The organism is Sphingopyxis sp. PET50, assembly GCF_025244705.1.
Lineage (GTDB): Bacteria > Pseudomonadota > Alphaproteobacteria > Sphingomonadales > Sphingomonadaceae > Sphingopyxis.
Genome location: NZ_CP104207.1, coordinates 2964958 through 2985138 on the forward strand (window position 1 = coordinate 2964958; position 20181 = coordinate 2985138).

Annotated in this window: 13 protein-coding genes and 3 pseudogenes; 9 read left to right on the forward strand and 7 right to left on the reverse strand. The window is 68.3% G+C overall.

The window, feature by feature from the left end; translation table 11 throughout:
• Positions 1-2: 2 nt before the first annotated feature.
• The 4 genes and pseudogenes from coaBC (at position 3) to N0A20_RS15710 (ending at position 3026) form a co-directional block, all read left to right on the forward strand.
• A complete protein-coding gene (coaBC, locus tag N0A20_RS15695; RefSeq protein ID WP_260581270.1) occupies positions 3-1265 on the forward strand; it encodes a bifunctional phosphopantothenoylcysteine decarboxylase/phosphopantothenate--cysteine ligase CoaBC in 1263 nt (420 codons plus the stop codon).
• Positions 1237-1692: pseudogene (gene dut, locus N0A20_RS15700) on the forward strand (dUTP diphosphatase); the annotation flags it as partial. The gene coaBC and the pseudogene dut, both read left to right, overlap by 29 nt.
• A 227-nt stretch (positions 1693-1919) precedes the next feature.
• Positions 1920-2673, forward strand: a pseudogene (locus tag N0A20_RS15705) (HesA/MoeB/ThiF family protein).
• On the forward strand, positions 2661-3026 hold the full coding sequence (locus N0A20_RS15710; RefSeq protein WP_260583931.1) for a DsrE family protein: 366 nt from the start codon (positions 2661-2663) through the stop codon (positions 3024-3026). The pseudogene N0A20_RS15705 and the gene N0A20_RS15710 overlap by 13 nt, the downstream one beginning before the upstream one ends.
• 35 nt (positions 3027-3061) lie before the next feature.
• Here N0A20_RS15710 and N0A20_RS15715 read toward each other — a convergent pair whose 3' ends face one another.
• From N0A20_RS15715 to N0A20_RS15745, 7 genes are all read right to left on the reverse strand, one after another.
• Entirely contained in the window at positions 3062-3787 is a 726-nt protein-coding gene (locus tag N0A20_RS15715) for a class I SAM-dependent methyltransferase (protein WP_260581271.1), read from the reverse strand.
• Positions 3787-4914, reverse strand: coding sequence for a peptide chain release factor 2 (gene prfB / locus N0A20_RS15720; RefSeq protein WP_260581273.1), 1128 nt, complete (start codon positions 4912-4914; stop codon positions 3787-3789). The genes N0A20_RS15715 and prfB overlap by 1 nt, the downstream gene beginning before the upstream one ends.
• Before the next feature lie 196 nt (positions 4915-5110).
• Positions 5111-7627 (reverse strand): penicillin-binding protein 1A, encoded by a 2517-nt coding sequence (locus N0A20_RS15725; protein ID WP_260581274.1) that lies wholly within the window; start codon positions 7625-7627, stop codon positions 5111-5113.
• A 244-nt stretch (positions 7628-7871) separates the two neighbouring features.
• Positions 7872-9008 carry a DSD1 family PLP-dependent enzyme gene (locus N0A20_RS15730; RefSeq protein WP_260581276.1) on the reverse strand — a complete coding sequence of 379 codons (1137 nt, stop codon included), beginning with the start codon at positions 9006-9008 and terminating at the stop codon, positions 7872-7874.
• Between the two features lie 9 nt (positions 9009-9017).
• Entirely contained in the window at positions 9018-9221 is a 204-nt protein-coding gene (locus N0A20_RS15735) for a D-arabinono-1,4-lactone oxidase (RefSeq protein WP_260581278.1), read from the reverse strand.
• Between the two features lie 37 nt (positions 9222-9258).
• Complete coding sequence (locus N0A20_RS15740) at positions 9259-10113, reverse strand: D-arabinono-1,4-lactone oxidase (protein WP_409574798.1); 855 nt, start codon at positions 10111-10113, stop codon at positions 9259-9261.
• Positions 10020-11324, reverse strand: a complete 1305-nt coding sequence (locus tag N0A20_RS15745; protein WP_409574692.1) for an N-acetylmuramoyl-L-alanine amidase — start codon at positions 11322-11324, stop codon at positions 10020-10022. The genes N0A20_RS15740 and N0A20_RS15745 overlap by 94 nt, the downstream gene beginning before the upstream one ends.
• 40 nt (positions 11325-11364) lie before the next feature.
• On the opposite strand from N0A20_RS15745, the gene N0A20_RS20805 reads away from it, so the two are divergent.
• The 5 genes and pseudogenes from N0A20_RS20805 to N0A20_RS15765 all read left to right on the forward strand — a co-directional run bounded on the left by N0A20_RS20805 (position 11365) and on the right by N0A20_RS15765 (position 19908).
• Positions 11365-11724, forward strand: coding sequence for a hypothetical protein (locus tag N0A20_RS20805; protein WP_409574693.1), 360 nt, complete (start codon positions 11365-11367; stop codon positions 11722-11724).
• A 549-nt stretch (positions 11725-12273) separates the two neighbouring features.
• Positions 12274-14886 carry a ribonuclease E/G gene (locus N0A20_RS15750; RefSeq protein ID WP_260583932.1) on the forward strand — a complete coding sequence of 871 codons (2613 nt, stop codon included), beginning with the start codon at positions 12274-12276 and terminating at the stop codon, positions 14884-14886.
• Positions 14887-15057: 171 nt separating this feature from the next.
• Positions 15058-16402, forward strand: a pseudogene (locus tag N0A20_RS15755) (M48 family metalloprotease).
• Positions 16403-16458: 56 nt separating this feature from the next.
• Entirely contained in the window at positions 16459-18087 is a 1629-nt protein-coding gene (locus tag N0A20_RS15760; RefSeq protein ID WP_260581284.1) for a DsbA family protein, read from the forward strand.
• A 159-nt stretch (positions 18088-18246) separates the two neighbouring features.
• Complete coding sequence (locus N0A20_RS15765) at positions 18247-19908, forward strand: tetratricopeptide repeat-containing sulfotransferase family protein (RefSeq protein ID WP_260581286.1); 1662 nt, start codon at positions 18247-18249, stop codon at positions 19906-19908.
• Positions 19909-20181: the final 273 nt, after the last annotated feature.

Below are 20181 nucleotides of genomic sequence, written 5' to 3' on the forward strand. Positions count from 1 at the left end.
TAATGGCAAATCCCCGCATCCTGCTCATCATCGGCGGCGGCATCGCCGCGTACAAGAGCATCGAGCTCGTACGTCTGCTGCGCAAGGCGGGCCATGTCGTGCGCTGCGTGCTGACGCGCGCGGGGGAGCGGTTCGTGACGCCGCTGACGCTCGCGGCGCTCAGCGAGAACAAGGTCCATACCGATCTCTTCGACCTGAAGGACGAGGTCGAGATGGGGCATATCCAGCTCTCGCGCGAGGCCGACCTGGTGGTCGTCGCGCCGGCAACCGCCGACCTGCTTGCGAAGATGGCGGCGGGCATCGCCGACGACATGGCGACCACCTTGCTGCTCGCGACCGACAAGCCGGTGCTCGCGGCGCCCGCGATGAATGTGCGCATGTGGCTGCACGCGGCGACGCGGCGCAATGTCGCTACCCTGCGCGGCGACGGCGTGACGGTGATGGAACCCGACGAGGGTGAGATGGCGTGCGGCGAATATGGACCGGGCCGGCTGCCCGAACCGGCGGCGATCTTTGCGGCGATCGAGGCGGCGATCGCCAGCGCGCCCGTCGCTTCGCCGCTGGGGGGACAGCCCGATTTCGCGCCCGCCAACCATCGCCCGCTCTATGGCCGCCGTATCCTGATCACCGCCGGGCCGACGCACGAGCCGATCGACCCGGTGCGCTATATCGCCAACCGGTCGAGCGGGAAGCAGGGGTTCGCGATCGCCGCCGCCGCCGCCGAAGCGGGGGCCGAGGTGCTGCTGATCGCGGGGCCGGTGCCGCTGCCGACGCCGCCCGGCGTGATCCGCGTCGATGTCGAGACCGCGCGCGAAATGGCGGCAGAGGTCGCAGCGGGCCTGCCCGTCGATGCCGCGATCATGGTCGCCGCGGTCGCCGACTGGCGCGCCGCCGATACGTCGGCGCAGAAGATCAAGAAGGACGGCAGCGGGCAGGTGCCGCCGCTGGCGCTCGCCGAAAATCCCGACATATTGGCGGGCGTCGCGAAGAGTCCGCAGCGCCCGGCCCTGCTGATCGGCTTTGCCGCCGAGACCAACGATGTGCTGGACCATGCACGGGCGAAGCTGGCGCGCAAGGGATGCGACTGGATCGTCGCCAACGACGTCGCCGCCGACCCGATGGGGGGCGAGACGAATCGGGTGCATATCGTTAGCAAAGCGGGCGTAGACAGCTGGGAGCGGCTGCCCAAGGAGGCGGTCGCCCGCAAATTGATGGAAAAGATCGCCGATGAACTCGATGCGCGTATCCCCCGCCAGTCCGATTGATATCCGGATCCAGCGCCTGCCCAATGGCGGCGGCCTGCCCCTGCCCGCCTATGCGTCGGATGGCGCGGCGGGAATGGATGTGGTCGCGGCGGAGTCGCTGACGATCCGGCCGGGCACGCGCCACGCGGTCGCGACAGGCTTCGCGATGGCGATCCCCGCGGGTTATGAGGTGCAGGTGCGCCCGCGTTCGGGACTCGCGCTGAAACATGGCATCACCTGTCTCAACACGCCCGGCACGATCGACAGCGACTATCGCGGCGAGGTGAAGGTGATCCTCGCGAACCTCGGCGACGAGAGTTTCGAGATCAGGCGCGGCGACCGCATCGCGCAGCTGGTGCCCGCGCCCGTGCAGCGCGCCGCCTTCGCCGAGGTCGAAAGCCTCGACGAGACCGCGCGCGGCGCGGGCGGCTTCGGATCGACCGGCGTCGCGAGCGAAGGCGCCGAAGAGGAAGAACCGGTCGACGACAATATCCCCGACAATGTCGGGTCGCTGTCGGGCATCCAGATGCGGCGGCCGGGGGAGTAGCCTTGCCCTCAAACGCATGTCTTTCTTTCCGTTCGTGCTGAGCTTGTCGAAGCACTGTTCTTTCCCGGCGTCAAAGATAGGACGGCCCTTCGACAAGCTCAGGGCGAATGGCTTTTTGTGGGACTTTTTTGTTGCTGTCTGACGCCGAACTCGACCGTTACGCGCGCCAAATCATCCTGCCGCAGTTTGGCGGCGCCGGTCAGGCGAAGCTGAAGGCCGCGCATGTCGCGGTAATCGGCGCGGGCGGGATCGGCTGTCCGGCGATCACTTATCTGGCGGCGGCGGGGGTGGGCTAAGCTGACGATCATCGACCATGATGTCGTCGAACTGTCCAATTTGCAGCGCCAGCCCTTGTTCACCGACGCCGACATCGGTGCGTCCAAGGCCGGGGTCGCGGCGGACGCGGCGCGGCGGATCAATCCGCATGTCGAGGCGGTGCCGGTCGTGAAGCGGTTCGACAGCAGCAATGCCGGGGCGCTGCTGGCGGGAGCGAGCCTGATCCTCGACGGGTGCGACAATTTCGAGACGCGGCTGGCGGTCAACCGCGCCGCGGTGGCGCTGGAAATCCCGCTGCTGTCGGCCGCGATCGGGGCGTTCGAAGGGCAGGTGGCGCTGTACGAGGGATGGCGCACGGACGCCCCCTGTTATCAGTGCCTCGTCGGGGCCGATCCCGACCGCGAGGGGATCAACTGCGCCGAGACCGGGGTGATGGGCGCACTCGCAGGCATGGTCGGCACGATGGCGGCGCTCGAAACCGTGCGCGCGCTGACCGGCTGGGGGTCGAGCCTGGCGGGGCGGCTCGCGATCGTCGACATGCTCGAACGGCGCTGGCGCGAGGTCGGGATCGGCAAGGATCCGGAGTGCGCGGCATGCCGGGGCTGAGCATCATCGTCGCGGGCGCGGACGGGCGGCGGCTCTATGCGGCGCTCGAGACCGCGATGGCATCGGCGGCGCTCGGGCGGCCGACGCGAATCTTCCTGCAGGGCGAGGCGGTCGCGCTGCTGCGCGCGCCCGTCTCCTTTGCCGGCGACGCCGCGCGGCGGGCGGCGGGGCAGCCCGATCTGGCCGGGATGGTCGAAGAGGCGATCGCGATGGAGGTCGGCCTGTTCGCCTGCCAGTCGGGCATGGCGCTGGCCGGGCTGACGACGGAGGAGATGGCCCCGCAGGCGCGCGCCGCGGGGCTGGTGAGTTTCCTTGGCGGACTGGGGGCCGGGGACCGGCTGGTGGTGTATTGACCCTTTCCCCTGCCGCTTGCGGGAGGGGAGAAGAGTCACGGATTCTGGCACACCTTGATGTCCCTGGGCGCCGGGCGTTTTCCCTCCGGCACGAAGCGCGCGAGATAGCCGCCGGCGTGCTGCTTGTCGTCGTAGGAGACGAGCTTGTAGCCCACCGCCTCGAATTCGCAGACGAGCAGGCGGAAGGGGGTGCCATGGTCGGCGATCGGGCGGTCGCCGTCGACGACGAGCACCTGCCCGCCTGCGCGCAGCGCCGGACGCAGCCGCCACAGGAAGGCATAGGGTTCGCCGATCTCGTGATACATATGGACCATGAAGACGCGATCGAAGCTGTTCGCGGGGAGGCGCGGATCGTCGACCGCGCCGAGTTTGACCGAGACATTGTCGAGCCGTTCGCGCGTCACGCGATCGGCGAGCCGTTCGATCACCTCGGGCATGATGTCCTGCGCGAGCACGCGCCCGCCGGCGCCGACGCGCTGGGCGAGGCGCACGGTGTAATAGCCGTCGCCCGCGCCGATGTCGGCGACGGTCATGCCGGGGCGGACGTCGGCCGAGTCCATGACGTCCTCGGCCTCGTTCACCCGGTCGCGCGCTTCCTCGGTCGACCATTTGGTCGAGACGGTCGGCGCGACGGGGCGGTCGGCGGGCGGGAAGTCGCGCGCGGTTTCGGCGCGGGCGGCGTCGTCGTTCCACGGCGCATCGCAGCCGCCGAGCAGCGGCAGCGCCGCCAGCGCGGCGAACAGGGCGGCGCCGCGGAGCATCAGTCGATATCCTCCACCTCGACCTTTTCGCCGGTCACCTTCTGCGACAGCGCCGCCGCCATGAACGGGTCGAGCGCGCCGTCGAGCACGTCGCCGGGGGCGGTCGAGGTCACGCCGGTGCGCAGATCCTTCACCAGCTGATAGGGCTGAAGCACATAGGAGCGGATCTGGTGGCCCCAGCCGATTTCGGTCTTGGCGGCATATTCGCCCGACGCCGCCGCCTCGCGCTTCTGCAGCTCGGCCTCGTACATCCGCGCCTTGAGCATGCCCATCGCGGTCGCGCGGTTCTTGTGCTGCGACCGGTCGTTCTGCGACGCGACGACGATGCCGGTCGGGATGTGGGTGATACGCACCGCCGAATCGGTCGTGTTGACGTGCTGCCCGCCCGCACCCGAGGCGCGGTAGGTGTCGATCTTGAGGTCGCCTTCGTTGATCTCGATGTCGATATTGTCGTCGATCACCGGATAGACCCAGACACTCGAAAAGCTGGTGTGGCGGCGCGCCGAACTGTCGTAGGGCGAGATGCGGACGAGGCGGTGGACGCCGCTTTCGGTCTTCGCATAGCCATAGGCATTCTCGCCCTTCACCAGCATCGTCGCCGATTTGATGCCCGCCTGTTCGCCCGCCTGATATTCGACCAGCTCGACCTTGAAGCCGCGCTTTTCGGCCCAGCGGCTGTACATGCGCTGGAGCATTTCGGCCCAATCCTGGCTCTCGGTCCCCCCGGCACCGGCGTGGACCTCGATATAGGCGTCGTTGGCGTCGGCCTCGCCCGCCAGCAGCGCCTTGATCTTGTCCTCCTCGGCGCGCGCGGCGAGCGCGGCGAGGCTGGCGACGGCATCGTCGACCATCGCCTCGTCGCCCTCCATCTCCGCAAGTTCGATCAGCTCGGCGGTGTCGGCGCATTCGCTTTCGATCGCGCGCGTCGCGGTGATCGCCTCGTCGAGGCGGCGGCGTTCGCGCATGACCTCCTGCGCGGCCTTCTGGTCGTTCCAGAGGGTCGGGTCCTCGACCTTGGCGTTCAGCTCGTCGAGCCGCCGCACCGCGCGGTCCCAGTCGAGAAAGCGGCGCAGCAGCGCCAGCGCGGCGTCGATCTTGTCAATATGATCCTGCGCTTCGGCGCGCATGTTCTTGCTCCTGATAGAAATGAGGACAGGCCATAGAGGCTGGCGCGGCGAAGGGGAAGATTGTTACCCCCACCGCATCGAAGACGAGGCGCTCGTTCGCGCGTAGCGAGAACCAACCGAGGCATAGGTCTCGACTTCGCTCGACCTAGTCCCTCGTCTTCGCTCGGGAAATCGGGTTTGCGGAATATGTTGCCATTCAGATGATGCCGCCGCGATCCTCGAGGAAGTCGCTGTCGCTGCGGCGGCCGTTGCCCTGCTGCACCGGAGCATCCTGGCGCGCGGCGGGCTTGGCGGGCTTGATCTCGGCCTCGCGGATCGTCCGGCGGGGTTCGCTTTCGGGCTTGAACGCCTCCCAGATAATCGACGCCTTGGGGTCGGTGCCTGGCCAGCTGCCATAGACGCGGCGGCCCGACTGGCGGTCGATGCGCACCATGCGGATGCCCTTGGGCGCAGCGAACGGGATCGGCTGGCGATCGTCGAGCGCGACGAGTGCGAAATCCTTGAAGATCGGCGCAGCGAGGCTGCCCCCCTGCGCATAGCCGCCCATGCTCCGCGGCTGGTCGAAACCGATATACATGCCCGCGACGACGTCGGGCGTGCCGCCGACGAACCAGACGTCGTTCGGGCCCGTGGTTGTCCCCGTCTTGCCGAACAGCGGCACGCCGAGGTCGCGCAGCCGCACCGCGGTGCCGCGCTGGACGACGCCTTCGAGCATATGCACGACCTGATAGGCGGTGAGCGGGTCCATCAGCTGCTTGCCCGACTTGGCGAAGCGCGGCATCGGGCGCCCGTCCCAATCCTTCTTGTTGCAGCCTTCGCAGGGTTTCCAGTTCACCGGGAAGATCACCTTGCCACGGCGGTCCTGGACGAAATCGATCACGCGCGGCTTGAGTTCGCGGCCATGATTGGCGAGCATCGCATAGGCATTGGTGATCTTTTCGACCGTGGTCGAGCCGGCACCGAGCGCGGTCGAGAGATAGGGTTCATGCTCGCCGATGCCCATGGTGCGGATCGTGTCGACGACCGGTTCCATGCCGACCTGGCTCGCGGCGCGCACCGTCATCAGGTTGCGCGACTGTTCGAGGCCCCAGCGCATCGTATGTTCGCCGCTGCCGCCCGCGCCCCCGAAGTTGCGGAAGCATTTCTGGCCGAAACGCGCGCCCTGATAGACGCAGAACGAGCCGTCGACGATCATCGTCGCGGGGGTCATGCCATTGTCGAGCGCGGCGGCATATACGAAGGGCTTGATCGTCGAGCCCGGCTGGCGTTCGGCCTGGGTCGCGCGGTTGAACGGCGACAGGCGGACGTCGAAGCCGCCCTGCATCGCAAAGATACGGCCCGAATGCGGGCTTTCGGCGATGAAGCCGCCCGACACTTCGGGGATGTTGCGCAAGGCATAGCTGTCGCCGCCGGTCGATTTGACCGCGATCAGGTCGCCGGGGCGCATCGCCGAAAAGGCGCTGCCGCCGGTCTTGCGATAACCGAGCGTCGCAGCGCTCGCGGGCAGGCGGCCGGTGTCGCCGTCAGCGAAGCCGAGGCGCGCCTCGTCGGCGCTCTTCGACAGCACGGCGGCGATGCGCCAGCCGTCGTAATCGATGCCGATGAAGCTCGACGCAAGGCGACTCTGCCACTGGTCGTCGGCCTCGATCGTCGCGATCGGCCCCGACCAGCCCTTGCCCGCATCGTAGCGGATCAGCCCTTTGCGCAGCGCGCTCGTCGCGGCAGCCTGCATCTTGCTGTTATAGGGTGTGCGGACCCAGAGGCCGCCGGCATAGGCGCTGTGCGGACCGTCCTCGGCCGTTTCGCCGAACTGGGCGATCAGCTGGCGCCGCACCTCTTCCATATAATAGCCGCCGACCTGCGCGACCGCGGTGTTGCCGGTGCTGGTGAGGCCGAGCGGCATGGCGCGCGCGGCGTCGCGCTGCGCGGTCGTGATCCAGCCGTTCTGCTCCATCGAACCGAGCACGAAATTGCGCCGCGCGACCGCCTCGCTCGCAAAGCGCGCGCGGCCATATTTCTCGGGCGCCTTGGGCAGGATGGCGAGGAAGGCCATTTCGTGGAGCTGGAGCTGGTCGACATCCTTGTCGAAATAGGCGCGGCTGGCGGCCTGGACGCCAAAGCTACGGCGGCCGAGCGGGATTTCGTTGAGATAGAGTTCGAGAATCTGTTCCTTGGTCAGCGCATCCTCGATGCGCATCGCGAGGATCGCCTCGCGCACCTTGCGGCGATAGCTAAGCTCGTTGGTGAGCAGCAGGTTCTTCGCGACCTGCTGGGTGATCGTCGAGGCACCGACGGGGCGGCCACTGCTGGTCAGATTGGTGACGATCGCGGTCGCGATGCCCGGATAGTCGATGCCGCCGTGGCTGAAGAAGGTCTTGTCCTCGGCCGCGAGGAAACTGCGCACGAGGAGCTGCGGATATTCGCTATATTCGAGCTGGACGCGGCGTTCGCGCGCATAGCTGTGCACGGGCTTGCCCTCGGCATCGCGGACCATCGTCGGCAATGGCGGCTCGTAATCGCGCAGTTGCTCGACCGACGGGAGGTCGCGGGCGAAGATCAGCCAGATCAGGAACAGGCCGACGAGGCCGGTGAGCAGGAGATAGCCGAGCCAGCGGAACCAGCGGCGAGTCCACATGGTGCGAACCCAGGCGACGACGGCATTGCTGTCGCGACGCAGGCGATAGCGGAAGTGGGACGTGGTCTCGGCGGCCATAGGCCTTCGCCTCTAAAGCGTGCATCGGCGAAAGGGAAGTATGGTTGCGGTGGGGCGCTGATCCGGAACCGTCGGAGCTTTATGGGTTTCGCGCAAAGACGCAAAGGCACAAAGAGGTTGCGATTGCCGCGAAGCGGCTTTTTCGCCGAACTATAGCCTCCTGTCGCATCATTGAGGGAGAATGGGGCCTAGCGGCCCCGGCCCCTTCTTCGTGTCTTTGCGTCTTTGCGCGAAACTTCTTTCCCTAGCGCGCCCTGCCCCGTGCGCTCACCGGCCAGATCGCGACCAGCGTATCGCCCTCGACGACATGATAATGGTCGTAGAGGTTCACCGTCGGGTCGCAGTGCGGGACGGTGAGCGTCACCGGGTCGCCGGGCGCCAGCGCCTCGCCGATGCCGGGCGAAATCAGCGCGGCATGTTCGTCGCCCATGAAGGCGAAGAAGGCGCTCTCGGGGGCGCCACGCCGCACGACCGCGACGCCGCCGTCCGTGGACAACGCCTTGTAGCCCGCATCGATGGTGACGAGGCCGCTATGGTTGGCACTGACCACGCGCGCATCGACGCCGAGCGAGGTTTCGAAGGGAACCGGGCCGTCGCCTGTCAGGTCGCAGTCGAGATATTGCTTGTCCATGAAGACATAGGACCCGGCCTGAAGCTCGGTGAAGACGCCGAGATCCAGGTCGATACGGTGCGTGCCGGTGCCCGACCCGGTGACGATTTCGGGCGGATGGCCCGCGTCGGTCAGCGCGGCAATGACGGTGCGGAGATAGGCGGTGCGCTCCTCGATCGCGGCGCGGCGTTCGGCGAAGCTCTCGATATGCTGCTGCGACCCGCAATAATATTGCACGCCGCGGTAGCGGAGATTCGGAAGCACGGCGATCGCTTCGGCGAGCGCGACCGCGGCTTGCGCCGAGGCGACGCCGGTGCGGGCGATGCCGGGATCGATGTCGATCACGACATCGAGACGGGTTTCGAGCGCGGCGTCGAGGCTGGCGGCGACGGCGGGGTGATCGACGACCGCCATCAGCCCTTGGGCCTTGCCCGCCAGCGCCGCCAGCCGTTCGATCGCGCGCGGCGCGGCGACGGGCGAGGTGACGAGGATGCCGGTCACGCCGCCTGCCGCCAGCACCTCGGCCTCGCCGATCTTGGCGCAGCAGACGCCCACCGCCCCCGACGCGAGCTGGCGCCGGGCGATGTCGATGCTCTTGTGGGTCTTGGCGTGCGGGCGGAGGCCGACGTCGTGCAACGCGGCGAGCGACGCCATCGCGGCGATATTGCGGTCGAGCGCCGCGAGATCGACGACGAGCACCGGCGTGTTGAGGTCGGCGCGGCCGCCCTGCTGGCCGACCAGATGGGCGTGCAGCGTCAGATCATCGGTCATGCGAACGCCTCATGAAAAAAGGGCTTCCAGATGGGGGTTGAGAAATTTGCCCGCGGGATCGGCGGCGCGGCGGACGGTGCGATAGCGGTTGGCCATCGGGTAGAGCGTATCGACATCGGCGCGGGTCAGCGTGTGGCGCTTTGCCCAATGCGGGCGGCCGCCGTTGGCGCGGAAGATCGCCTCGGCATCGGCAAAGACGCCCCGCCAGGGCATTTTCGCATATTGGTGCATCGAGATCGCCGCGACAGGGCTAGGCGTTCATCGGGCTGATCCAGATATCGTCGGCGGCGACGGTGCGATATTCGAAGGGAAAGGTGACGGCCAAGCGCTTCCGGCGGATCCAGCCGACGACCTCCGCCAGCGTGTCGAGCCCGGCGGCGCGCGGCATTTCATATTCCATTTCCTCGAAACGGATCGTGCGGTCGGAAGGGAAAATAGTATGTGCAGGCCCCCGGCGGCGCCCGTCCATATTGGTCTTCATCATGCCGCGCTGGAGCATCGGGGTGAGGAAAGGCAGTTTTGCGGCGACGTCGAGCACGCGGCGGAACGCCGTTTCCTCCATGTCGGTGGTGCTCGGCGGCGGATCGCACGGGTCGCACGGATCGAGCGTTTTCAGGATCACCTGGTCGGCATGGGGGAAGAACCAGAACTCGATATGGCGGTGTTGTCGGGCAAGCTCGTCATAGCTTTCGCGGATTTCGTCCCAACGGCGTTTTTCGATGCGTTCCGACAGGTGAAAGGCGGGGACGACCGCGACCTCGATCTCGGTCGCGATGCCGAACATTCCCAGCGACAGCCGCTGCGCCTGATAGAGGTCGGGATCGGCATCGACGTCGCACCAGCGCGCCTCGCCATCGGCGCCGATCAGGCGGAAGCCGCGCGCCATCGTCGCAAGGCTGCCGAGATCGACGCCGGTGCCGTGCGTGCCCGTCGCCATCGCGCCCGCGAGCGACTGCGGATTGACGTCGCCCTGGTTGGCGAGTGCGAGCCCCTCGTCCCACAGCGCGGCGGTCAGCCGCTTGATGCTCCAGCCGGCGGGGATGCGCGCGGTCTTGCGGTCGGGGGCGACGGTGATCCGGCCGGGAAGCGCGTCGAGGCCGAGGATGAGCTCGTCCGATTCGCAGAGCGGCATGAAGCTGTGGTAGAGCGCCGGTCGCGCGGACTTTCGTCGCGCTGCGGATCAGGCTCGCGAGTTCGTCCTCGCTTTGCGGGCGGGTGACGGCAACGGGCGCGGCGACGCTGCCCGACCAGTTGCTCCAGCCCATGCCGTTCTCCCCTCCTTTCGTAAGGAAGCTGTCGATACGGCAGACAATGATCAACACCAAATTTCATCGTCATTGCGAGCGAAGCGAAGCAATGACGAAGTAGGTCAGTTCGCCGCGATCTGGCGCGCGAAGTGGATCTGCACCGCGTCGCGGACCCCGCGCGCGATCTTTTCTGGCCCGCGGCCGAAGCGAGGAAATCGGCGTCGCCCTCGTTCGAGATGAAGCCGGTTTCGAACAGCACCGACGGCGTGTCGGGCGCCTTCAGCACGACGAACGACGCGAAGCGGTGCGCGGTCGAGCGGAATTTGACGTCGTCCGACGCCTCGCGCTGGAGCAGGCGCGCGAAGTCCGACGCGACGTTCATCGTCTCGCGCTGCGTCAGGTCGAGCAGGATCGACGACACGTCGCTGCTGTGCGCGCCGAGGTCGACGCCGTTGATGATATTGGCCTTATTCTCGCGTGCGGCGAGGCGGGCGGCCTCGCGGTCGGAGGCGACTTCGGAGAGCGTGTAGATCGACGCGCCGCTGGCCTGCTGATTCTCGGCGGCGTCGGCGTGAATCGAGATGAACAGGTCGGCCTTCAAGCGGCGCGCGATGCCGTAGCGTTCCTCAAGCACCAGATAGCGGTCGTCCGAGCGGGTGAGCGCGACGCGGACGCGGCCCGAGGCGATCAGGTCGTCGCGAATCGCGCGCGCGATGCCGAGCGTGATGTCCTTTTCGCGCTTGCCGCTGTGCGGATTGATCGCGCCCGGATCGTGCCCGCCGTGCCCCGCGTCGATCACGACGAGCGGCAGGCGCGGATTGGCCGGCCCCTCGATTTTGGGCAGCGCGACCGCGGGTTTCGGTTTGCCGATCGGCACCGTGACGCTGTAGCGTTTTTCGGGCGGCTTGGCGCGGAACTGCGCCGCAGCGGCTGAAGCTGGAGACGGGGGCCGCGCGAGGCGCGCTGGAATTCGTCGGCGGAGACCGGCTGGAGCCGGAACGACAGGCTGCGCCCGTCGGCGGCGAAGCGTGCGTTCGACACGAGCGCCGAGCTGGTCGAGGTCGAGCACGACGCGCGCGGTATCGGGACCCTGCTGGCCCTGGCGAACGGTGCGGACGAGCCCCGAGCCCTGCGGCGAACGGCTAGGCCTGCGCGCCCGCGATGTCGAGCGCGATGCGGTCGGGACCGGCAAGCAGCAGCGTCGAAGCGCCCGCGACCAAATCGTCGAAGCGGACCGTGACGTCGCCGCCCGAAATCTCGATCGCGCCGATATTGCCCGCCAGAACCGCCGCAGCGTGGCGCTCAGCGACGACAGGAAGAGCGTGGCGAGAAGCATGATGCGGTTATGCCGCCGGGCGGGACGATTGGTCCAGTCTTTATCCGAAAACATCCAAGGCCACCTGCGGGTCATCACGATGAACCGGTTATTAGGCATGGCGCGTCAAGCCGCCGTGAAAAGGGAGGGTTAACCGGCCATTCAGCATGACCGGACGGACGGCACCCCTTGCCGCTGCGGCCTGGCCATCCCCATATTTTTCCGGTGCTTGCTGTTGCCGTTCGATGACGCCGATGCTAGCACCCCGAACGCTGACGGTGTCATCGCCTGACCCGTCGGGCCTTATGCGGGGAATGCGCCCGGCCGGAACCCGATTTGACGGACCGGACGGCAGCTCTCCCCCGGTGCCCGGCAATCCAGGCGTGGCGACCTGCCGTCGGCCCACCCCGGATGACGGGGCAGCGCAGGACGATCCCGAACCGGTCGAATCGCGCTAGCCGGTCATCCCGCTGAACAGGTTGATGCCGCATGAGGCTTGCCATGCCCTCTTCTCTCCGCGACGCAGGCGCCTTCGCGCCTGGCGCCGGCCGGACGGAAGACCGCATGCGCGTCCGGAACCGGACGCGGGCCGCATCAGGCAATAACGTCTTTTTCCGTATGAACCCTATCGACCGCAGCCGTTCCGCAAGGACGGCCGCGGCCTTTTTTGTTGGCGCGCCGCGGCGCGCCTGGAGTGATAATAATGACCACGCGCATGTTGATCGACGCGCGGCACCGGGAAGAAACCCGTGTCGCCGTCACCCAGGGAAACCGCATCGAGGAGTTTGATTTCGAGTCCGCCGAGCACAAGCAGCTCAAGGGCAATATCTATCTGGCCAAGGTGACCCGAGTCGAACCGTCGCTGCAGGCGGCGTTCGTCGAATATGGCGGCAATCGCCACGGATTCCTCGCCTTCAGCGAAATCCATCCCGACTATTACCAGATTCCGAAGGAAGATCGCGAAGCCCTGCTCCGCGAAGAGGCCGAGCATGCCGCCGAGGCGGCGATGCGCGCCGAGGAGGATCTCGACGAGCTGGAAGGCGACATCGCCGAGGTCGAGCGTCCCGACGAGGACGAGAACGGCGACGTCCCCGCCCCCGAAACCGTCGGCGAAGAGTCCGACGGCGATGAGGGCGATGAGGAAAACGGCGACGCCGAGGGCGAGAGCGAAGAAGGCTCCGAGGAAGGCGCTGAAGGGGGCAGGGACAATCGCGGCGATCGCAAGGGCCGCGGTCGCGGACGCGACGGACGCAAGGGCGGCCGCGGTCGCGGGCGCCGCCGCGACGAGGACGAGGACGGCGAAAGCCGCATGTCGCTGCGCCGCCGCTACAAGATCCAGGACGTCATCCGCCGCCGCCAAGTGATGCTGGTGCAGGTCGTCAAGGAGGAGCGCGGCAACAAGGGCGCCGCCCTCACCACCTATCTGTCGCTCGCCGGCCGCTATTGCGTGCTGATGCCGAACACGATGCACGGCGGCGGGATCAGCCGCAAGATTTCGAACGGCGCCGATCGCCGCAAGCTGAAGGCGATGATCGACGAGCTCAACCTGCCGCCGACGATGGGCTGCATCGTGCGCACCGCGGGGATGAGCCGCACCAAGGTCGAGATCAAGCGCGACTTCGACTATCTCGCGCGCGTCTGGGACGAGATTCGCGAAAAGACCTTGGGGTCGAGCGCCCCGGCGCTGATCCATTCGGACAGCGACCTCGTGAAGCGCGCGATCCGCGATATCTATCACAAGGATATCGAGGAAGTGATCGTCGAGGGCGAGGAAGGCTATAAGGCCGCCAAGCAATTCATGAAATTGCTGATGCCGAGCCACGCCAGGCGCGTCCAGCAATATGCCGATCCGGTCTCGCTCTATCAGCGCTACGGGGTCGAGGACCAGCTTGCCGGCATGCTCAATCCGGTCGTGCAGCTGAAATCGGGCGGTTATCTGGTGATCAACCCGACCGAGGCTTTGGTGTCGATCGACATCAACTCGGGCCGCTCGACGCGCGAGCATAATATCGAGCAGACCGCGCTCAACACCAACCTCGAAGCCGCGCACGAGATCGCGCGCCAGCTGCGCCTGCGCGACATGGCGGGGCTGATCGTGATCGACTTCATCGACATGGATCACGGCTCGAACGTCCGCAAGGTCGAGCGCGCGATGAAGGAGGCGCTGAAGAACGACCGCGCGCGCATCCAGATCGGCCGCATCTCGGGCTTCGGCCTGATGGAGATGAGCCGCCAGCGCCTGCGCACCGGCGTGCTCGAAGCCTCGACGCGCCCCTGCCCGCATTGCGAAGGCACCGGCCTCGTCCGTACCGCATCGTCGGCGGGCCTCAGCGCGCTGCGCATGATCGAAGAGGAAGCCGCGCGCGGCAAGGGCAGCAAGATCATCCTGCGCGCCAGCCAGGAAGCGACCTTCTACCTCCTCAACGAAAAGCGCCGCGAACTGCGCGAGATCGAGGAACTCTACGGCGTTTCGGTCGAAATCCTGCCCGACGGCGAAACCGAAGGCGCGCGCATGGCGATCGACGTCGGCGGCCCGCCGCCGGTCGCCCGCCGCAGCTTCGCCCCGATCGCCCCGATCGAGGATGAGGACGAGGACGACTATATCGAGGAAGAGGAAGAAGAGGCCGAGGCCGAACCCGCCGAGCGCCCTGCGCGCCGCGAGCCCGAAGAGGGCGACGCCGACGCCGACGGCGAGGGCCGCAAGCGCCGCCGCCGCCGCCGTCGCGGCCGCCGCGGCCGCCGCGACGAGGAAGGCGGCGAAGGTGCCGAAGCCGTCGAGGGCGATGAAGCCGAGGGTGACGAAGCGGGCGAGGAGGTGACCGAAACGGTCGCCGAGGAAACCCCGGCCGAAGCCGAAGCGGAGACCAAGCCCAAGCGCCGCCGCGGCGGTCGTGGCCGCAAGGCCAAGGACGAGGGCGCCGAGGCCGAGACGGTCGAGGCCGAAGCGCCCGCGGCGGTCGAACCCGCCCCCGAGCCGGTCGCCGAGGAAGCGCCCGCCGCCGAGGAAAAGCCGAAGCGCAAGCCGCGCCGCACCAAGGCGCAGATCGCCGCCGAGGAGGCCGCCGCTGCGGCCGCCGCCGAAGCCGCGGCTGCCGAGGTACCGGTCGAAGCCGAGGCCGAACCCGCGGCCGAGGCCGAGCCCGCGCCCCGGAAGCGTGCGCCGCGCAAGACCAAGGCCGCAGCCGCCGTGGCGGCTGTGGAAGAGGCCGCGACGGAAGCCGCGGCACCCGAGGTCGAATCCGTGACCGCGGGCGGCGAAGATGCGCCGGAAGGCGAACCGCGCCGCGGCTGGTGGCAGCGCACCTTCGGCAACTGATGCATTCGATCGCATCGCGGCGATCGCGGCCTTGCCACCGGGCGTCCTGACCTCCACAAGGCCAACATGGCTTCAGTTGAGGTTCAGGCGCTCGGCGCAAGGACGCATCCGATGAATTTATCCGCTTCGCAGCGCGTCTTCAGCGCCGGTCCGTGGCGTCCGCTGGTCCGGATGCTGCTGACCTTCGTCGTCCTGCTCGCCGTCGCGGTGCGGCCGGTGGCGGCGCAGTCGATCCTGCGCGACGCCGAGACCGAGGCGCTGTTCCAAGACATGATGGACCCGCTGCTCGTCGCGGCGGGGCTGCAGCCCGGGCAGGTGCGCGTGCATCTGCTCGGCGACCGCAGCATCAACGCCTTTGTCGCGGGCAGCCAGGATATTTACGTCTTCAGCGGGCTGATCGAAGCCGCCGACAGCGCCGAAGAGGTGCAGGGCGTGCTCGCGCACGAGCTCGGCCATGTCATGGGCGGCCATGCGATCCGCGTGAACGAGGGCGCCAAGGCGGCGACCGGCATCTCGCTGCTCAGCCTGCTGCTCGGCGCCGCGGCGATCGCCGCGGGCGGCGGCGAGGCGGGCATGGGGATCATGATGGCGGGGCAGCAGGCCGCGCTCGGCAAGTTCCTGGCTTTCAGCCGCGTCCAGGAATCGACCGCCGATGCCGCGGGCGCGCAATATCTGTCGAAGGCGGGGATCAGCGGGCGCGGCAGCCTGGCCTTTTTCAAGAAGCTGCAGAATCTGGAATTCCGGTACGGGATCAAGCAGGACGACGATCAGGCCTATGGCCGCACCCACCCGATGTCGGGCGACCGCATCCAGGCGCTGCGCGAGGTCTATGTCGTCGATCCGGCGTGGGACAAGCCCGCCGATGCCGCGATCGAGGCGCGGTTCCAGCGGATCAAGGCCAAGCTGTCGGGCTATATCGCCGATCCCGAACGGACGCTGCGCAAATATCCCGAAAGCGACAAGAGCGTGCCGAGCGCGCTATGCGCGCGCCTATGCTTGGCACAAGAGCGCCTATCCGCAAAAGGCGCTGGCCGAAGTCGAAGGCCTGCTCGCGACCGATCCGACCGACCCCTATTTCCTCGAGCTCGAAGGCCAGGTGCTGCTCGAATCGGGGCGGCCCAAGGAGGCGATCCCGGCCTTGCGCAAGGCTGTCGCGGGATCGCGGTCGCAGCCGCTGATCGCCGCCACGCTGGGCCATGCGCTGATCGCGACCGAGGACCCGGCCAACTATCCCGAGGCCGAAGAGGTGCTGAAGACCGCCGTCGCGCTCGATAACGAGAATCCCTTTGCCTGGTACCAGCTCGGCATTGTCTATGCGAACAAGGGCGATCAGGCGCGCGCCGCGCTCGCTTCGGCCGAGCGCTACAGCCTCGAGGGCGGACAGGCGGAGCTCGCGCTGCGCAACGCCGACATGGCGATGCTGGGCCTGCCCGAAGGGTCGCCCGACTGGATTCGTGCACAGGATATTTCGCTGGTGGCGCGCGCCGAGGTGGAACGGACGCGAAAACGGCGCTAGATTCGGCTGACGAATTCGGGAAATGCGTCGCCCCGCGCGGCGCATAAGGGCAACAAGTGACTGACAGAAAAGACGATTATTACCAGCCGTGGCTGCGCGATCCGGCACCGGCAGCGACGCCGCCGGCCGCGGCGCCCCACGATGCAGGGGCTGACGGCGGCCTCGCCAAGCCGCGCGAGGCGCCGCCGGTCGGGCTCGACGTATCGCGCTATCCCGCCGAGGAACAGACGCCCAAGGCGCCGGTGGTAGACCGCGACCGGCTGAAGGCCGGGGCGAGCGGGCTGTGGCGCGCGATCCGCGGCGGCGGCAGCGCCTTCGCCGACTGGACGATCCGCGTCGGCGAGGCCGCCGACATCCCGGCGCGCGTCGAGGCGATGGAAATCCCGCGCCGGTCGCGCGAACTCGCCGCGAAGACCGCCGCGACCACGGCGCGCGCCGCCAGGGCGGTCGGACGCGGCACCGCGCGCGGCAGCGCCGCGGCGGCGGCGGCCAGCGCCCAAGCGTGGGAAAAGATGGCGCTGGGCGAAAAGGTCGGCAAATTGTCGAGCGAGGCGCAGCGCGGGCTGGGCGGCGTCGCGGGCAAGGCCGGCGAGGCGCTGGGCCAGGCCGCCAGGGCCGGCAAGGACAGTCTGGGCGAGGCGGCGACCAAGCTGCGTCCCGCGCCGCGCAACGAACCCGGGCCGCCGCCGTCGGGGCTCGAACAATTGCTCGCGCGCGAGGCGCAGGAGGAAGCGGCCGCCCCCGCCGCGACGGCCAGGCCCGCGGCGCCCGACCTGCCGCTGTTCGCCGGCGAGCCGGAAATCGAGCTTGCCGCACCCAAAGCCGCGCCATCCCGGACGGCCAAGGCCGCGGCGGCGGTCCCGCCGCCCTCGGTCTCGGCGCCGGCACCCGACGAGCGCGCACCGTATCGCCCTGCCCCGCCGCCGCGCGGCGGAGGGGGCCACGGGACCGGTGGCCATGCCCTGCCCGCTCCCGCCTGGGCATTAGCGCTCGGCGCCATCCTGTTGCTTGGCGCGGCCTTCTGGCTTGGCGGCCGCTTCGCCGGCGGGCTGAGCAAGAGCGAGGTCGAGACCGTGGTCGCCGATTATATCAAGGCGAACCCCCAGATCATCCCCGAAGCCTTCGACGCGCAGCGCGACCGCGAAATGGCGAAGGCGATCGCCGCGATCCGGCCCGCGCTCGAAAAGCCCTATGCCGGCGCCTGGGCGGGCAATGCCGACGGCGACGTGACGCTGACGGTCTTCACCGATTATGCCTGCGGCTTCTGCCGTGCCAGCCTGCCCGATCTCGACCGGCTGATCCGCAGCGACCGGCGGCTGAAGGTCGTGTTCCGCGAGCTGCCGATCATCGCGCCGCAGAGCCGCGATGCGGCGATCATGGCGCTCGCCGCGGCGCGGCAGGGCAAATATGACGCTTTCCATCACGCGATGTTCGCGGCACCCTCGCTGGACGCTGCCGGCATCGCCGCCGCCGCTGAAAAAGCCGGGGTCGTCACCGACGGCAGCGCCGACGCGACCGCGAACGAAGCGCTGTTCCAGCGCGAGATCGACAGCAACCTCGCGATCGCGCGCCAGTTGCAGCTCAATGCCACCCCGACCTGGGTCGTCGGCGACCAGCTGCTGCAGGGGCAGATCGGCTATGACATGCTGAAACAGGCGGTCGCACGGGCGCGGGCGAAGGGCTGACGCTTTTGGCGACGGTCACGCACGACGACGCGCTCGCCAACGCCCGCCGCCTGCTGAACGGCCAGCCCGCCGCCGCGCTCGAACAGGCGCGCGCGATCCTCGACGCGGTGCGCGGCATCCGCCGAAGCGCACCGGATCGCGGCGCAGGCGCTGCGCGCCATGGGACGCGAGGCGGAAGCGCAGGCGGCGTCGCTCGCTGCGGTATCGGCGGCGATCCACGACCCCGAAATGGTCGAGGCGGCGCTCGCCCTCGCCGAGAACCGCCTGCCCGACGCCGAAAGCGCGCTGCGGGCGCGGCTGAAGGCCGACGCGACCGACGTCGCGGCGATTCGCATGCTGGCCGAAGTCGCGGGGCGCATCGGCCGCTATGGCGACGCCGAAAAGCTGCTGACCCGCGCGCTCGAACTCGCGCCCGCCTTCGGCGCCGCGCGCGCCAATCTGGCGACGGTCCAGTACAAGCAGAACCGCTTCGCCGACGCGGCCCGGACGCTCGATGCGGTGCTGGGCGAGGACCCGGACAATCCGGCGCACGCCAATCTGAAGGCGGCCGCGCTCGGGCGGATCGGCGGCTATGACGAGGCGCTGGCGCTGTACGAGGAACTGGTGGGCCGCTTTCCGGGGCACGCACGGCAGTGGATGAGCTATGGCCACCTGCTGAAGACGGTGGGGCGGCAGGAGGAGAGTATCGCGGCCTATCGCCGCGGCCTGTCGAACGAGCCCGGTCTCGGCGAAATCTGGTGGAGCCTCGCCAACCTCAAGACCATCCGCTTCGGTGCCGACGACCGCATGGCGATGGAGGATGCCCTCGCCGCGATCGAAGGCGGCGCGGAAAAGCGCGACGACGACCGGCTGCACCTGCATTTCGCGCTCGGCAAGGCTTATGACGACGCCGGCGAGGCGGAGCCCGCCTTTCGCCACTATGCCAGCGGCAACGCCATCCGCGCGCGCCAGCTCGGCCATGCGGCGGCCGACACGACGGCGCTCGTCGATGCGACGATTGCGGCATGCACGCCCGAATTCTTCGCCGGCCGCGCCGGCAGCGGCGACCCCAGCCCCGATCCGGTCTTCATCCTCGGCATGCCGCGCGCCGGATCGACGCTGGTCGAACAGATATTGGCGAGCCATTCGGCGATCGAGGGGACGATGGAGCTGCCCGATATCCCGGCGCTCGCGCTCGGCTTCGGACGCGCGGCGAAGGGCGAAGGGCGGCGCTGGATCGACGCGCTCGCCGAGGCGCCCGCGGAGAAACTCGCCGAACTCGGTGCGAAATATCTCGCCGACACGGCGGTGCAGCGCAAGACGGACAAGCCCTTCTATATCGACAAGCTGCCGAACAACTGGCTCTATGTTCCGCTGATCCGGCTGATCCTGCCGAACGCGAAGATCATCGACGCGCGGCGGCATCCGCTCGACTGCTGCTGGTCCAATTTCCGCCAGCATTATGCCAAGGGCCAGGCGTTCAGCTACGACCTTGCCGGCATGGGCGCCTATTACCGCGATTATGTGCGGCTGATGGCGCATATCGATGCGGTGCAGCCGGGCGCGGTGCACCGGGTGATCCACGAGGCGCTGCTCGACGACCCCGAGACCGAGGTGCGCGCGCTGCTGCGCTTCCTGGGCCAGCCGTTCGAGGACGGATGCATGGCTTTTCACGCCAACGCCCGCGCGGTGCGCACCGCGTCGAGCGAACAGGTGCGCCGCCCGATCAACCGCGACGGTGTCGATCAGTGGCGGCCCTATGACGCGTGGCTCGGCCCGCTCCGCCAGGCGCTGGGGCCCGTGCTGGCCGCCTATCCGGGCGTTCCGGCCGGTTTCGAATAAGGCCCACGCGACAAAACGTTGCCTTTGAGCAACAGCGGGGGACATTTTCGTGCCTCGGCCCCGTCCCGCCGTCAACAATGCTTGCGCTTATGCTGCGCCGCGTCATTCTCGGTCACAGAGCTGTCACAAGGGGGGTCTCATGCGCAAAATCACGACCGTTATGGCACGAGCTGAGCGGTGCATTGCTGGGAACGACGATACTTTGCACGTCGGGCGCCGCGCTCGCGCAGGATGCGAATACGGGGGGCGACCCCGACATCGTCGTCACGGCAT

Bases quoted from the DNA above. Each gene is read 5' to 3' on its own strand.
- coaBC (WP_260581270.1), top strand. From the start codon at position 3: ATGGCAAATCCCCGCATCCTGCTCATCATCGGCGGCGGCATCGCCGCG.
- N0A20_RS15710 (WP_260583931.1), top strand. From the start codon at position 2,661: ATGCCGGGGCTGAGCATCATCGTCGCGGGCGCGGACGGGCGGCGGCTC.
- N0A20_RS15715 (WP_260581271.1), bottom strand. From the start codon at position 3,787: ATGCTCCGCGGCGCCGCCCTGTTCGCCGCGCTGGCGGCGCTGCCGCTG.
- prfB (WP_260581273.1), bottom strand. From the start codon at position 4,914: ATGCGCGCCGAAGCGCAGGATCATATTGACAAGATCGACGCCGCGCTG.
- N0A20_RS15725 (WP_260581274.1), bottom strand. From the start codon at position 7,627: ATGGCCGCCGAGACCACGTCCCACTTCCGCTATCGCCTGCGTCGCGAC.
- N0A20_RS15730 (WP_260581276.1), bottom strand. From the start codon at position 9,008: ATGACCGATGATCTGACGCTGCACGCCCATCTGGTCGGCCAGCAGGGC.
- N0A20_RS15735 (WP_260581278.1), bottom strand. From the start codon at position 9,221: ATGCCCTGGCGGGGCGTCTTTGCCGATGCCGAGGCGATCTTCCGCGCC.
- N0A20_RS15750 (WP_260583932.1), top strand. From the start codon at position 12,274: ATGACCACGCGCATGTTGATCGACGCGCGGCACCGGGAAGAAACCCGT.
- N0A20_RS15765 (WP_260581286.1), top strand. From the start codon at position 18,247: ATGGGACGCGAGGCGGAAGCGCAGGCGGCGTCGCTCGCTGCGGTATCG.